This window comes from Shigella sp. SIG6 (genome assembly GCF_053555815.1).
The window spans coordinates 1-14,064 of sequence record NZ_JBQZXC010000047.1 but is presented as its reverse complement, the minus strand read 5'-3'; the positions used below and the strand labels follow the sequence as shown (position 1 = coordinate 14,064).

Here is a 14,064-nt window from a genome sequence, read left to right as displayed (position 1 = left end):
AGCTTCCTTAGCGTTTTGCCTGCCAGATACGAGCCTGATAATCGCGAATAGAGCGATCCGAGCTAAACATACCGCAGCGGGCGGTATTGAGGATCGCCGCGCGAGTCCAGGCCTCCTGGTCGCGGTACAGCACATCCACCTGCTTTTGTGCCTCAACATAGGCTGCGAAATCCGCCATCACCAGATACGGATCGCCGCCCTGTTTGCCGATACTGTGCAGCATCTGGTCGAAGGCATGCTTATCGCCGTCGCTGTATTTACCGCTTTCCAGCTCTTTCAATACTGCGTCCAGCACCTTATCTTTCTTCCGCCATTTCACCGGGTCGTAGCCTTTGGCCAGAATAGCCTTCACTTGTTCCACGGTATGACCAAAAATAAAGATATTTTCTTCACCGACTTTCTCGGCGATTTCAACGTTCGCACCATCCAGCGTACCGACAGTAAGCGCACCATTGAGCGCCAGTTTCATATTGCCGGTACCGGAAGCTTCTTTACCTGCAGTCGAAATTTGTTCGGAGATATCCGCCGCCGGGATCAGTTTTTCCGCCGCCGAAACGCAATAATCCGGCAGGAACACCACCTTCAACTTATCGCCAACCAGTGGATCGTTGTTGATCACGTCAGCCACTTTGTTGATCGCAAAGATAATATTCTTCGCCAGGTAGTAGCCCGGTGCCGCTTTCGCGCCGAAGAGGAAGACGCGCGGTACGCGATCAGCCTGCGGGTTTTCACGAATTTCTTTGTACAACGCCAGAATATGCAGCAGATTCAGGTGCTGGCGTTTGTACTCATGCAGACGTTTGATCTGAATATCGAAAATCGCCTGTGGATTGATCTCAATACCGGTACGAACTTTCACAAACTCCGCCAGACGGACTTTATTCGCCTGCTTGATCTCGCGATATTGCTGACGGAATTTCGCATCATCAGCGAATTTTTCCAGATTGATCAGCTGATCGAGATCGTTAGCCCACTCTTTTTGCAGTGATTTATCCAACAGAGCCGCCAGTGCAGGGTTGCACTGTTTGATCCAGCGACGTGGGGTAATACCGTTGGTGACGTTATGGAATTTGTTCGGCCATAGCTGGTGATATTCCGGGAACAGATCTTTCACCACCAGATCCGAGTGCAGCGCCGCAACACCGTTCACCGCGAAACCGCCAACCACACACAGGTTCGCCATATGCACTTGTTTATCGTGCACCACCGCCAGTTTGGCCCACACTTTTTCATCGCCCGGCCAGGTTTTCTCCACCAGCTTTTTAAAGCGAGTATTAATTTCGTTAATAATCTGCATATGGCGCGGCAGTAAGCCTTTCACCAGTTTCACATCCCAGCGTTCCAGCGCTTCTGGCATCAGGGTATGGTTGGTGTAAGCGAAAGTTTTGCTGGTGATGGCCCAAGCGTCATCCCAGCTCATCTGGTGCTCATCGATCAGCACGCGCAGCAGTTCTGGAATCGCGATAGTTGGATGGGTATCGTTCAGCTGAATAACTTCGTAATCCGCCAGTTCGTGCAGTTTACGCCCCGCCAGATGATGGCGACGCAAAATATCCGCTACCGAACAGGCACACTGGAAGTATTGCTGCATCAGGCGCAGCTTTTTACCGGCAGTATGGTTGTCGTTTGGATAGAGAACTTTGGTCAGTTTTTCCGCATTGATGCCTTGCTGTTCGGCGCGCAGGAAATCACCGTCGTTAAATTTAGTTAGATCAAACGGATGCGCATGCGTCGCCTGCCACAGACGCAGCGGCTGCGCCACGCCATTACGATAGCCGACAACGGGGAGATCCCACGCTTGACCGGTAATGGTAAACTCCGGCTCCCAGCGTCCGTCTTTCATCACTTTACCGCCAATCCCTACCTGCACATCCAGTGCTTCGTTGTGGCGGAACCACGGGTAGTTACTGCGATGCCAGTCATCCGGCGCTTCAACCTGTTTGCCATCGACAAAAGACTGGCGGAACAAACCATATTGATAGTTCAGACCGTAACCCGTCGCAGACTGACCGACAGTTGCCATTGAGTCGAGGAAGCACGCCGCCAGACGTCCCAGACCACCGTTACCCAGCGCCGGGTCGATCTCTTCTTCCAGCAGGTCAGTCAGGTTGATGTCATAAGCCTTCAACGAATCCTGTACATCCTGATACCAGCCGAGATTCAACAGGTTGTTGCCCGTCAGACGACCAATCAAAAACTCCATTGAGATGTAGTTAACATGTCGCTGATTCGCCACCGGTTTGGCGAATGGCTGAGCACGCAGCATTTCGGCCAGTGCTTCACTCACTGCCAGCCACCACTGGCGAGGAGTCATTTCAGCCGCAGAATTTAAGCCATAACGCTGCCACTGACGTGAAAGCGCTTCCTGAAATTGCTTATCGTTAAAAATAGGTTGTGACATAGGAGTTCCACTTTTCTTAGATTTTCAACACAACGTTATCGCTAGTTTGCCAGGCTCGATGTTGACCTTCCTCATCCTGCGGGGGATTAGGCAGGGAGGAGTTGCGGGGATGAGCAAGGAAATGTGATCTCGACCACTTAAAGCTAGTGCAAACCACAGGATTAGCAGCAAATCAATGCCATACAGCGCAGAAAATCTGTATCTAAGTGCAAAAAATGGCCGTTGCGTATTTTCAAAAAGCGGAAGGTAACTCTATAAATTAAGTAAAGGAGTGAAACAGTTTCACAAGTAAAATATCCAGTGTGCTCCATCTCATTCTTAATAGATTTATTAAGATCATCTTTTTAGATGGCACTTTCATCAGGAATGAAGAAGAAACCCTTGCTTAAATGAATCTGATGAACATAAGGGAAACCAGTATTCACGCTGGATCAGCGTCGTTTTAGGTGAGTTGTTAATAAAGATTTGGAATTGTGACACAGTGCAAATTCAGACACATAAAAAAACGTCATCGCTTGCATTAGAAAGGTTTCTGGCCGACCTTATAACCATTAATTACGAAGCGCAAAAAAAATAATATTTCCTCATTTTCCACAGTGAAGTGATTAACTATGCTGATTCCGTCAAAACTAAGTCGTCCGGTTCGACTCGACCATACCGTGGTTCGTGAGCGCCTGCTGGCTAAACTTTCCGGCGCGAACAACTTCCGGCTGGCGCTGATCACGAGTCCTGCGGGCTACGGAAAGACCACCCTCATTTCCCAGTGGGCGGCAGGCAAAAACGATATCGGCTGGTACTCGCTGGATGAAGGTGATAACCAGCAAGAGCGTTTCGCCAGCTATCTCATTGCCGCCGTGCAGCAGGCAACCAACGGTCACTGTGCGATATGTGAGACGATGGCGCAAAAACGGCAATATGCCAGCCTGACGTCACTCTTCGCCCAGCTTTTCATTGAGCTGGCGGAATGGCATAGCCCACTTTATCTGGTCATCGATGACTATCATCTGATCACTAATCCAGTGATCCACGAGTCAATGCGCTTCTTTATTCGCCATCAACCAGAAAATCTCACCCTGGTGGTGTTGTCACGCAACCTTCCGCAACTGGGCATTGCCAATCTGCGTGTTCGTGACCAACTGCTGGAAATTGGCAGTCAGCAACTGGCATTTACCCATCAGGAAGCGAAGCAGTTTTTTGATTGCCGTCTGTCATCGCCGATTGAAGCCGCAGAAAGCAGTCGGATTTGCGATGACGTTTCCGGTTGGGCGACGGCACTACAGCTAATCGCCCTCTCCGCCCGGCAGAATACCCACTCAGCCCATAAGTCGGCACGCCGCCTGGCGGGAATCAATGCCAGCCATCTTTCGGATTATCTGGTCGATGAGGTTTTGGATAACGTCGATCTCGCAACGCGCCATTTTCTGTTGAAAAGCGCCATTTTGCGCTCAATGAACGATGCCCTCATCACCCGTGTGACCGGCGAAGAAAACGGGCAAATGCGTCTCGAAGAGATTGAGCGTCAGGGGCTGTTTTTACAGCGGATGGATGATACCGGCGAGTGGTTCTGCTATCACCCGCTGTTTGGCAACTTCCTGCGCCAGCGCTGCCAGTGGGAACTGGCGGCGGAGCTGCCAGTGGGAACTGGCGGCGGAGCTGCCGGAAATCCACCGTGCCGCCGCAGAAAGCTGGATGGCCCAGGGATTTCCCAGCGAAGCGATTCATCATGCGCTGGCGGCAGGCGATGCGCTGATGCTGCGCGATATTCTGCTTAATCACGCCTGGAGTTTGTTCAACCATAGCGAACTGTCGCTGCTGGAAGAGTCGCTTAAGGCCCTGCCGTGGGACAGTTTGCTGGAAAATCCGCAGTTAGTGTTATTGCAGGCGTGGCTAATGCAAAGCCAACATCGCTATGGCGAAGTTAACACCCTGCTAGCCCGTGCTGAACATGAAATCAAGGACATCAGAGAAGGCACCATGCACGCAGAATTTAACGCTCTGCGCGCCCAGGTGGCGATTAACGATGGTAATCCGGATGAAGCGGAACGGCTGGCAAAACTGGCACTGGAAGAGCTGCCGCCGGGCTGGTTCTATAGCCGCATTGTGGCAACCTCGGTGCTGGGTGAAGTGCTGCACTGCAAAGGCGAATTGACCCGCTCACTGGCGCTAGTGCAGCAAACCGAACAGATGGCACGCCAGCACGACGTCTGGCACTACGCCTTATGGAGTTTAATTCAGCAAAGTGAAATTCTGTTTGCCCAAGGGTTCCTGCAAACCGCGTGGGAAACGCAGGAAAAAGCGTTCCAGCTGATCAACGAGCAGCATCTGGAACAGCTGCCAATGCATGAGTTTCTGGTGCGCATCCGAGCACAACTGTTATGGGCCTGGGCACGGCTGGATGAAGCCGAAGCGTCGGCGCGTAGCGGGATTGAAGTCTTGTCGTCTTATCAGCCACAGCAACAGCTTCAGTGCCTGGCAATGTTGATTCAATGCTCGCTGGCCCGTGGTGATTTAGATAACGCCCGTAGCCAGTTGAACCGTCTGGAAAACCTGCTGGGGAATGGCAAATATCACAGCGACTGGATCTCTAACGCCAACAAAGTCCGGGTGATTTACTGGCAAATGACCGGCGATAAAGCCGCCGCTGCCAACTGGTTGCGTCATACGGCTAAACCGGAGTTTGCGAACAACCACTTCCTGCAAGGTCAATGGCGCAACATTGCCCGCGCACAAATCTTGCTGGGCGAGTTTGAACCTGCGGAAATTGTTCTCGAAGAACTCAATGAAAATGCCCGCAGTCTGCGGTTGATGAGCGATCTCAACCGTAACCTGTTGCTGCTTAATCAACTGTACTGGCAGGCCGGACGTAAAAGTGACGCCCAGCGCGTGTTGCTGGACGCATTAAAACTGGCGAATCGCACCGGATTTATCAGTCATTTTGTCATCGAAGGCGAAGCGATGGCGCAACAACTGCGCCAGCTGATTCAACTTAATACGCTGCCGGAACTGGAACAGCATCGCGCGCAGCGTATTCTGCGAGAAATCAATCAACATCATCGGCATAAATTCGCCCATTTCGATGAGAATTTCGTTGAACGTCTGCTAAATCATCCGGAAGTGCCAGAACTAATCCGCACCAGCCCGTTGACCCAACGTGAATGGCAGGTCCTGGGGCTGATCTACTCCGGTTACAGCAATGAACAAATTGCGGGCGAACTGGAAGTGGCGGCAACCACCATCAAGACGCATATCCGCAATCTGTACCAAAAACTCGGCGTCGCCCACCGTCAGGCTGCCGTGCAGCACGCGCAGAAACTGCTGAAGATGATGGGTTATGGGGTGTGAGTTTAGCCGGATAATGCATTGGATCCGGTTTACATCTTTACATCATTCAATACTCACCCGCGTTACGCCATCTGTTTCTATCAAACCAAACCGCACCGGCAAGAAACGCTCCACCACCGCGATATTGGTCAGCAGATGGCATGAAGGATGGGCGACCGTAAATTCTCCCGCGCCCGCCAGCGCCATCGGCAGTACCAGTTGGTCGGCGAGATATTCCCCCACCGCCGCTGGGCTTGCCAGGTAGCGTTTCACCTCTTTCACTAACTGCGCGGCTACCACCTCGGCACTGACGCGCTTTTCACCGACGACGAAAAAGCGTTCAGTGATATTTTCACTTTCGACTTCCAGCGAGACGGTATTACCCGGCCCCTGGTCACGCGGCAGGTTATGAATATTCTGTTCATGCAGGGAAAAACTCCCCGCCAGTGTAGCGATTTCACGCTCAGCAACATGGCGCGGCACACCAGCTAATAGAACTTCTCCACGCATCTGCACAATGTTCCCGCGCTCGCCAAGTTGCAAGGTGTTAAACGATGCCACGGGCGAGACTTCCGTTGCCACCACACCGCCTCCGGCAGGATAAAAACCGTGACGTAACAGCGTGGTTTGCTGATGAATTCCTATTTTCGCCAGCAGCGGCTCCAGCACCCGGCGGATAAAATCCGCAGGCGGCGCCGACGGGTTATCGGTGCCGCCGCTCACTTCAACACGCGAAGGTCCATCGGCAAACCACAGCGCGGGCAGCACCGTTTGCAGCACCAGCGTACAACTTCCGGCGCTACCGATAGCAAAGCGGTAATCGCCGCCGCGCACGGTGCCAGGCCGGAAGACCAGACGCTGCGATCCCAGCTCCGCGCCTTCCACCGTTGCCCTACAAATTTCCGCAGCCGCTTTTACCGCGGTCAGATGCTGGCGCAGCAGCCCCGGTTTCGCCCGTCCGGCTCGAATGCCAGTGATGGTAAATGGCTGGCCGGTTATCATCGACAGGCTCAGCGCCGAGCGCAGGATCTGCCCGCCGCCTTCGCCCTGTGCGCCATCCAGCGCAATCATCCTTTTCATCATTTATCCTTTTACGCACACCACCTGACGCAGGGTGTAGATAACTTCCACCAGATCGCTTTGTGCCGCCATCACCGCATCAATATCTTTATACGCCATCGGGATTTCGTCGATCACTTCGGCATCTTTACGGCATTCCACATGCGCGGTGGCACGAATTTGGTCTTCCACGCTGAACAGTTTTTTCGCTTTAGTTCGGCTCATTACCCGCCCGGCACCGTGGCTGCACGAACAGAACGACTCTTCATTTCCCAGCCCACGGACGATAAAGCTTTTTGCTCCCATCGAACCGGGAATAATTCCATATTGACCAGCACGCGCAGACACCGCACCTTTACGCGTCACGTAGATCTCTTCACCAAAGTGCTGTTCTTTTTGCACATAGTTGTGGTGACAGTTGATCTCTTCCATCGCCAGCGTTTGTGGCTGTCTGACCGTTTTCTGCGTAATGCTCTGCAACGCCGTTACCACATTTTCCATCATCGCATCGCGGTTAAGGCTGGCGAAAAGCTGCGCCCAGGCCACGGCTCTTAGGTAATCATCAAAGTATTCCGTACCTTCCATAAAGTACGCCAGATCACGCGACGGCAACGTCTCAAGTTGGTCCTGCATCTCTTTTTGCGCCAGATCGATAAAGTAAGTCCCGATGGCGTTACCAATTTCGCGTGAACCGGAGTGCAGCATAATCCACACCTGCTCCGACTCATCAAGGCAGATTTCAATAAAGTGGTTACCCGTTCCCAGCGTTCCCAGGTGTTTATAGTTGTTAGTGTTAAGGAAACGCGGATATTTTTGCGTTAACCACTGATAACCGGCCTCCAGCTCAGCCCATTTCGCATCGACGTTAAAAGGCGGGTTTTCCCATGCGCCTTTATCACGTTTACAACGCCCGGTAGTACGCCCGTGTGGTACGGCCGTTTCAATCGCTTGACGCAGCTCCGCCAGGTTTTCAGGCAGGTCTGCCGCCGTTAACGCGGTACGCAGCGCGTTCATTCCACAGCCAATATCCACGCCCACCGCCGCCGGAATAATCGCCCCTTTGGTCGGGATCACGCTACCAATGGTGGAACCTTTACCCAGGTGTACATCAGGCATTACCGCAATATGTTTGAAAATAAACGGCATCTTCGCCGTATTAATAAGTTGCTGACGCGCATCGGCTTCTACCGGCACGCCTTTGGTCCACATTTTTACCGGGGCATTTTCAGTGGTCAGTAATTCGTAATTCATTTTGTTTTTCTCTTTTCGTTGTTTGCGGTCCTGATAATTGCAACCGTCGTGCCAGAAAATTAAATAAGCAGATTAATTTTTTAATTTATTGTTTCTAAAAAGATTATATCTTTATGTCCGTAAACGGAGATTTCCCGCAAAGCCGATTTACCGATAATGAAATATCGCCTTTTATAAGGATATCTAAGATGCGTAAAACAGTGGCTTTTGGCTTTGTCGGTACCGTGCTGGATTATGCCGGACGCGGCAGTCAGCGCTGGTCAAAATGGCGTCCGTCACTCTGTATATGCCAGCAAGAATCGTTGGTCATCGATCGACTGGAATTATTGCACGATGCCCGCTCGCGCTCGCTATTTGAAACGCTTAAACGCGATATCGCCAGCGTTTCGCCAGAAACAGAAGTGGTGGGCGTTGAGATTGAACTGCATAACCCGTGGGATTTCGAAGAGGTTTACGCCTGCCTGCATGATTTCGCCCGTGGTTACGAGTTTCAGCCAGAAAAAGAAGACTATTTAATTCACATCACCACCGGCACCCACGTCGCGCAGATTTGCTGGTTTCTGCTGGCGGAAGCGCGTTATCTACCCGCCCGGTTGATACAATCTTCAACTCCGCGCAAAAAAGAACAGCCGCGCTGCCCAGGTGAAGTGACGATTATCGATCTCGATTTAAGCCGTTATAACGCCATCGCCAGCCGCTTTGCCGAGGAACGGCAGCAAACGCTCGATTTCCTCAAATCCGGTATTGCCACGCGTAACCCCCACTTCAACCGCATGATTGAGCAGATCGAAAAAGTGGCGATTAAATCCCGCGCGCCGATTCTGCTTAACGGCCCGACCGGCGCAGGTAAGTCATTTCTGGCGCGACGCATCTTCGAGTTAAAACAGGCACGGCATCAGTTTAGCGGCGCGTTTGTGGAAGTGAACTGCGCCACCCTGCGCGGCGATACCGCGATGTCGACGCTGTTTGGTCATGTGAAAGGCGCGTTTACCGGGGCGCGGGAATCTCGTGAAGGATTATTACGCAGCGCCAACGGCGGAATGTTGTTTCTTGATGAGATTGGCGAACTGGGCGCAGACGAACAGGCAATGCTGCTGAAAGCTATTGAAGAGAAAACCTTTTACCCGTTTGGCAGCGATCGCCAGGTGAGCAGTGATTTTCAGCTTATCGCCGGAACGGTGCGCGATTTGCGCCAGCTGGTTGCCGAAGGCAAATTCCGCGAAGATCTGTACGCGCGGATCAATCTCTGGACCTTCACCCTGCCGGGTCTACGCCAGCGCCAGGAAGATATTGAACCGAACCTGGATTATGAAGTGGAGCGCCACGCCACACTCACTGGTGACAGCGTGCGTTTTAACACCGAAGCGCGGCGTGCCTGGCTGGCCTTTGCAACATCTCCCCAGGCAACATGGCGCGGTAACTTTCGCGAACTTTCTGCCAGCGTCACGCGGATGGCCACCTTTGCCACTAGCGGACGCATCACTCTGGACGTGGTGGAAGATGAGATAAACCGTCTGCGCTATAACTGGCAGGAGAGCCGCCCCTCCGCGCTTACGGCGTTGCTGGGCGCAGAGGCAGAAAACATCGATCTCTTCGACCGTATGCAACTGGAACACGTTATCGCTATCTGCCGCCAGGCAAAGTCGCTTTCTGCTGCCGGACGACAGCTTTTTGATGTTTCGCGCCAGGGCAAAGCCAGCGTCAATGACGCGGATCGGCTACGCAAATACCTGGCGCGTTTTGGTCTGACGTGGGAAGCCGTGCAGGATCAGCACAGCTCCAGTTGAATATGGTGGTCCGTCAGCACCTGCATCACGCTTACTGGCGGCGGGGCGTCGGTGTAGACGGCATCAACCATGCTGATGCTCCCCATATTGACCATCGCATTACGGCCAAATTTTGAATGGTCAACCACCAGCATAACGTGGCGCGAGTTCTCAATAATGGCGCGCTTGGTACGAACTTCGTGGTAATCGAACTCCAGCAGCGAGCCGTCGCTGTCGATGCCGCTGATCCCCAGAATGCCGAAATCAAGGCGGAACTGGGAGATAAAATCGAGCGTCGCTTCGCCAATGATCCCGCCATCGCGGCTACGTAATTCGCCACCGGCGAGAATAATGCGGAAATCTTCTTTTACCATCAACGTGTTAGCAACGTTGAGATTGTTGGTGACAATGCGCAAATTGCTGTGATTGAGCAGCGCGTGCGCCACCGCTTCCGGCGTGGTGCCGATATCGATAAACAGCGTCGAGCCATTGGGGATTTGCTCCGCCACTTTGCGGGCGATGCGCTCTTTTTCTTCGGTCTGGGTGGCTTTACGATCGTGCCACGGCGTGTTAACCGAACTGGAAGGCAGCGCCGCGCCGCCATGATGGCGCAGGATCAGGTTTTGCTCTGCCAGCTCGTTGAGGTCGCGGCGAATAGTCTGCGGGCTGACGGAGAAGTGCTCCACCAGTTCCTCGGTACTGACATAACCCTGCTGTTTAACCAGTTCGATAATACCGTTGTGACGTTGTGTTTGTTTCATTTATAAATCCCTGGAATTATTTTCGTTTTCGCGCATTGAGCGAATCAACAAAAGCCATCGCTAAACCCACGGCTAATCCGGCGATGTGTGCTCCGTTCGCCATCGACATCCCAAACAAATCAAACCATCCGGCGACAATCCAGATCAGCGCAAAGATAATTAACCCACGTTGCAGGTAAATGCCACTTTGCGGATCGCGTTCGCCACGTAGCCAGACGTAGCCCATCAGCGCATACACCACGCCAGAAAGCCCGCCAAACCACGGCCCGCTGAATTTTTGCTGCACATAGCCGCTTAACAGGGCGCTGATAAGCGTAATGACAATTAGCTTACCGCTACCGAGGCGTTTTTCCACCGCGCCGCCGAGATACCACCACCAAAGCAGGTTAAAGAGGATATGCATCAGCGAGAAGTGCATTAACGCGTGGGTGAAGTAACGCCAGAACTCAAATTTCAGTGTTGGATCGAATGGCCAGGCCAGCCATAACATCACTTCCTGATCGCCGAGAATTTGCATGGCAATAAACACCACCACGCAGGCGATCATCATCACCCAGGTCACCGGACCTGCGCGTTCACGCAAGGCAGCAAAGAAAGGATAACGGCGATAATGCAGGCCACTGCCGGTATGGCCTGCCAGCCAGCTGGCCGCCAGATAACGCGGATCTGCCGGGTTTTCGAGAAAACGCGCCAGCTCCGCCCGCACGCGCTCGGCCTGGGACTCATCCGCCAGCCAGACATCGCTCTGGTTATGTTGTTGAATCGTGAGGATAACACCCTGCGTCGCCATGTAATCAACAAACGCCTGCGCCACGCGGGGGTTAGCAAAAGAGGTAATCATCAACATCGTTGCTGTCGCTTATTCCACACAAAAGGGGACAGTATAAAGCGTTACGCGCCGTACGCCACCTCTGCGGGAAACTGTCGCTGCCAGGCTTCAAAGCCGCCGTCAATGCTATAGACCACATCGTAGCCCTGTTGCAGCAGATACTGCGCCGCCCCTTTGCTGCTATTGCCGTGATAACACATCACCATCACCGGAGTGTCAAAGTCGTTATCACGCATAAACGCGCCCAGCGTGTCGTTGGTTAAATGGAAAGCCTGCACCGCATGCCCCATAGCGAAACTCTGTGGATCGCGAATATCGACCAGCACCGCCTCTTTTTCCTGCAACTTCTGGTGCGCGTCGGCAACGTTAATACATTCGAACTGATCCATGCGTCTCTCTTTCTTTACAAACAAGTGGGCAAATTTACCGCACAGTTTACGTCGAAGCGGCAGATAAACGCCATAATGTTATACATATCACTCTAAAATGTTTTTTCAATGTTACCCAAAGCGCGATTCTTTGCTAATATGTTCGATAACGAACATTTATGAGCTTTAGCGAAAGTGAATGAGGGCAGCATGGAAACCAAAGATCTGATTGTGATAGGTGGCGGCATCAATGGTGCTGGTATCGCGGCAGACGCCGCTGGACGCGGTTTATCCGTGCTGATGCTGGAGGCGCAGGATCTCGCTTGCGCGACCTCTTCCGCCAGTTCAAAACTCATTCACGGTGGCCTGCGCTACCTTGAGCACTATGAATTCCGCCTGGTCAGCGAGGCGCTGGCTGAACGTGAAGTGCTGCTGAAAATGGCTCCGCATATCGCCTTCCCGATGCGTTTTCGCCTGCCACATCGTCCGCATCTGCGCCCGGCGTGGATGATTCGCATTGGTCTGTTTATGTACGATCATCTGGGTAAACGCACCAGCCTGCCGGGATCAACTGGTTTGCGTTTTGGCGCAAATTCAGTGTTAAAACCGGAAATTAAGCGCGGATTCGAATATTCTGACTGTTGGGTAGACGACGCCCGTCTGGTACTCGCCAACGCCCAGATGGTGGTGCGTAAAGGCGGCGAAGTGCTTACTCGGACTCGCGCCACCTCTGCTCGCCGCGAAAACGGCCTGTGGATTGTGGAAGCGGAAGATATCGATACCGGCAAAAAATATAGCTGGCAAGCGCGCGGCCTGGTTAACGCCACCGGCCCGTGGGTGAAACAGTTCTTCGACGAGGGGATGCATCTGCCTTCGCCTTATGGCATTCGCCTGATCAAAGGCAGCCATATTGTGGTGCCGCGCGTGCATACCCAAAAGCAGGCCTACATTCTGCAAAACGAAGATAAACGCATTGTGTTCGTGATCCCGTGGATGGACGAGTTTTCCATCATCGGCACCACCGATGTGGAATACAAAGGTGATCCGAAAGCAGTGAAGATTGAAGAGAGTGAAATCAATTACCTGCTGAAAGTGTATAACGCGCACTTTAAAAAGCAGCTAAGCCGTGACGATATCGTCTGGACCTACTCCGGTGTGCGTCCGCTGTGTGATGATGAATCCGACTCGCCGCAAGCCATTACCCGTGATTACACCCTTGATATCCATGATGAAAACGGCAAAGCACCGCTGCTGTCGGTATTCGGCGGTAAGCTGACCACCTACCGAAAACTGGCAGAACATGCGCTGGAAAAACTGACGCCGTATTATCAGGGTATTGGCCCGGCGTGGACGAAAGAGAGCGTGCTGCCGGGTGGTGCCATTGAAGGCGACCGCGACGATTACGCCGCTCGCCTGCGCCGCCGTTACCCGTTCCTGACTGAATCGCTGGCACGTCACTACGCGCGCACTTACGGCAGCAACAGCGAGCTGCTGCTCGGCAATGCGGGAACGGTAAGCGATCTCGGGGAAGATTTCGGTCATGAGTTCTACGAAGCGGAACTGAAATACCTGGTGGATCACGAATGGGTCCGCCGCACCGACGATGCCCTGTGGCGTCGCACAAAACAAGGCATGTGGCTGAATGCGGATCAACAATCTCGTGTGAGTCAGTGGCTGGTGGAATATACGCAGCAGAAGTTGTCGCTGGCGTCGTAAATTAACGTAAGGTGATCAGGTCAGATTTCAATCTGGCCTGAGACTGATGACAAACACAAAACTGCCTGATGCGCTACGCTTATCAGGCCTACGTGGTTTATGCAATATATTGAATTTGCATGGTCTTGTTGGCCAGATAAGACGTTCACGTCGCATCCGGCATGAACAAAGCGCACTTTGTCAAAAATCTAACCTACTTTTTAATTCAGGGAATTACCGCAAAGCCCACGCCATCATACCCAACGTAACAAAACTCAGGCACGTTCCCCACTCGCCCCGAGAAAAATAGCATTAATGCGCCCAGCGTCAGCATAAAAATATTGAGCAGAAGGTAAATTGTTGGCGTAAAGAGTAAATTGCAAACCTCAGGAATAGCGGCAAGCCCAGCCCCCAGCATGGCAATAACCGCTGCAAAAAATTGCGTCAGTATTGGGATGCCGAAAAAAGTCATTACCAGCGAGGTCAAAATCCATTTTCTATTTTGCATTATTCTTTCCATTCTTTCTGAATGGCGAAATTATACTCCCCGAGTCCCCTTGCCCCTTCTGGACACTTTTCCGAAATGATGGCGAAAAAAACGGGACCCTTTGGC

General features: G+C 52.6%; 9 protein-coding genes and 1 pseudogene. 3 read left to right on the top strand and 7 right to left on the bottom strand.

The window, feature by feature from the left end; all coding sequences use genetic code 11:
• Positions 1–7: 7 nt before the first annotated feature.
• Entirely contained in the window at positions 8–2,401 is a 2,394-nt protein-coding gene (gene malP, locus ACUU1M_RS10200) for a maltodextrin phosphorylase (RefSeq protein ID WP_000081892.1), read from the bottom strand.
• Between the two features lie 611 nt (positions 2,402–3,012).
• Here malP and malT point away from each other — a divergent pair.
• Positions 3,013–5,743: pseudogene (gene malT, locus ACUU1M_RS10195) on the top strand (HTH-type transcriptional regulator MalT).
• Between the two features lie 42 nt (positions 5,744–5,785).
• On the opposite strand, the gene rtcA reads toward malT, so the two are convergent.
• Positions 5,786–6,802 carry an RNA 3'-terminal phosphate cyclase gene (rtcA, locus tag ACUU1M_RS10190; protein ID WP_004970179.1) on the bottom strand — a complete coding sequence of 339 codons (1,017 nt, stop codon included), beginning with the start codon at positions 6,800–6,802 and terminating at the stop codon, positions 5,786–5,788.
• Positions 6,803–6,805: 3 nt separating this feature from the next.
• On the bottom strand, positions 6,806–8,032 hold the full coding sequence (gene rtcB, locus ACUU1M_RS10185) for an RNA-splicing ligase RtcB (protein WP_001105456.1): 1,227 nt from the start codon (positions 8,030–8,032) through the stop codon (positions 6,806–6,808).
• Between the two features lie 188 nt (positions 8,033–8,220).
• Here rtcB and rtcR point away from each other — a divergent pair, with 188 nt between their 5' ends.
• On the top strand, positions 8,221–9,819 hold the full coding sequence (gene rtcR, locus ACUU1M_RS10180; protein WP_152028941.1) for a DNA-binding transcriptional regulator RtcR: 1,599 nt from the start codon (positions 8,221–8,223) through the stop codon (positions 9,817–9,819).
• Here rtcR and ACUU1M_RS10175 read toward each other — a convergent pair.
• The 3 genes from ACUU1M_RS10175 to glpE are packed head-to-tail and all read right to left on the bottom strand — an operon-like array spanning position 9,801 to position 11,777.
• A complete protein-coding gene (locus ACUU1M_RS10175; RefSeq protein WP_000815099.1) occupies positions 9,801–10,559 on the bottom strand; it encodes a DeoR/GlpR family transcriptional regulator in 759 nt (252 codons plus the stop codon). The genes rtcR and ACUU1M_RS10175 overlap by 19 nt on opposite strands.
• Before the next feature lie 16 nt (positions 10,560–10,575).
• Positions 10,576–11,406, bottom strand: coding sequence for a rhomboid family intramembrane serine protease GlpG (gene glpG, locus ACUU1M_RS10170; RefSeq protein ID WP_000928716.1), 831 nt, complete (start codon positions 11,404–11,406; stop codon positions 10,576–10,578).
• Between the two features lie 44 nt (positions 11,407–11,450).
• Positions 11,451–11,777 carry a thiosulfate sulfurtransferase GlpE gene (gene glpE / locus ACUU1M_RS10165; RefSeq protein ID WP_000371928.1) on the bottom strand — a complete coding sequence of 109 codons (327 nt, stop codon included), beginning with the start codon at positions 11,775–11,777 and terminating at the stop codon, positions 11,451–11,453.
• 189 nt (positions 11,778–11,966) lie between these two features.
• Here glpE and glpD point away from each other — a divergent pair, with 189 nt between their 5' ends.
• Positions 11,967–13,472 carry a glycerol-3-phosphate dehydrogenase gene (gene glpD, locus ACUU1M_RS10160; protein ID WP_000448141.1) on the top strand — a complete coding sequence of 502 codons (1,506 nt, stop codon included), beginning with the start codon at positions 11,967–11,969 and terminating at the stop codon, positions 13,470–13,472.
• A 205-nt stretch (positions 13,473–13,677) separates the two neighbouring features.
• On the opposite strand, the gene ACUU1M_RS10155 is transcribed toward glpD, so the two are convergent.
• Positions 13,678–13,959 carry a hypothetical protein gene (locus ACUU1M_RS10155; RefSeq protein WP_001181211.1) on the bottom strand — a complete coding sequence of 94 codons (282 nt, stop codon included), beginning with the start codon at positions 13,957–13,959 and terminating at the stop codon, positions 13,678–13,680.
• Positions 13,960–14,064 lie beyond the last annotated feature (105 nt).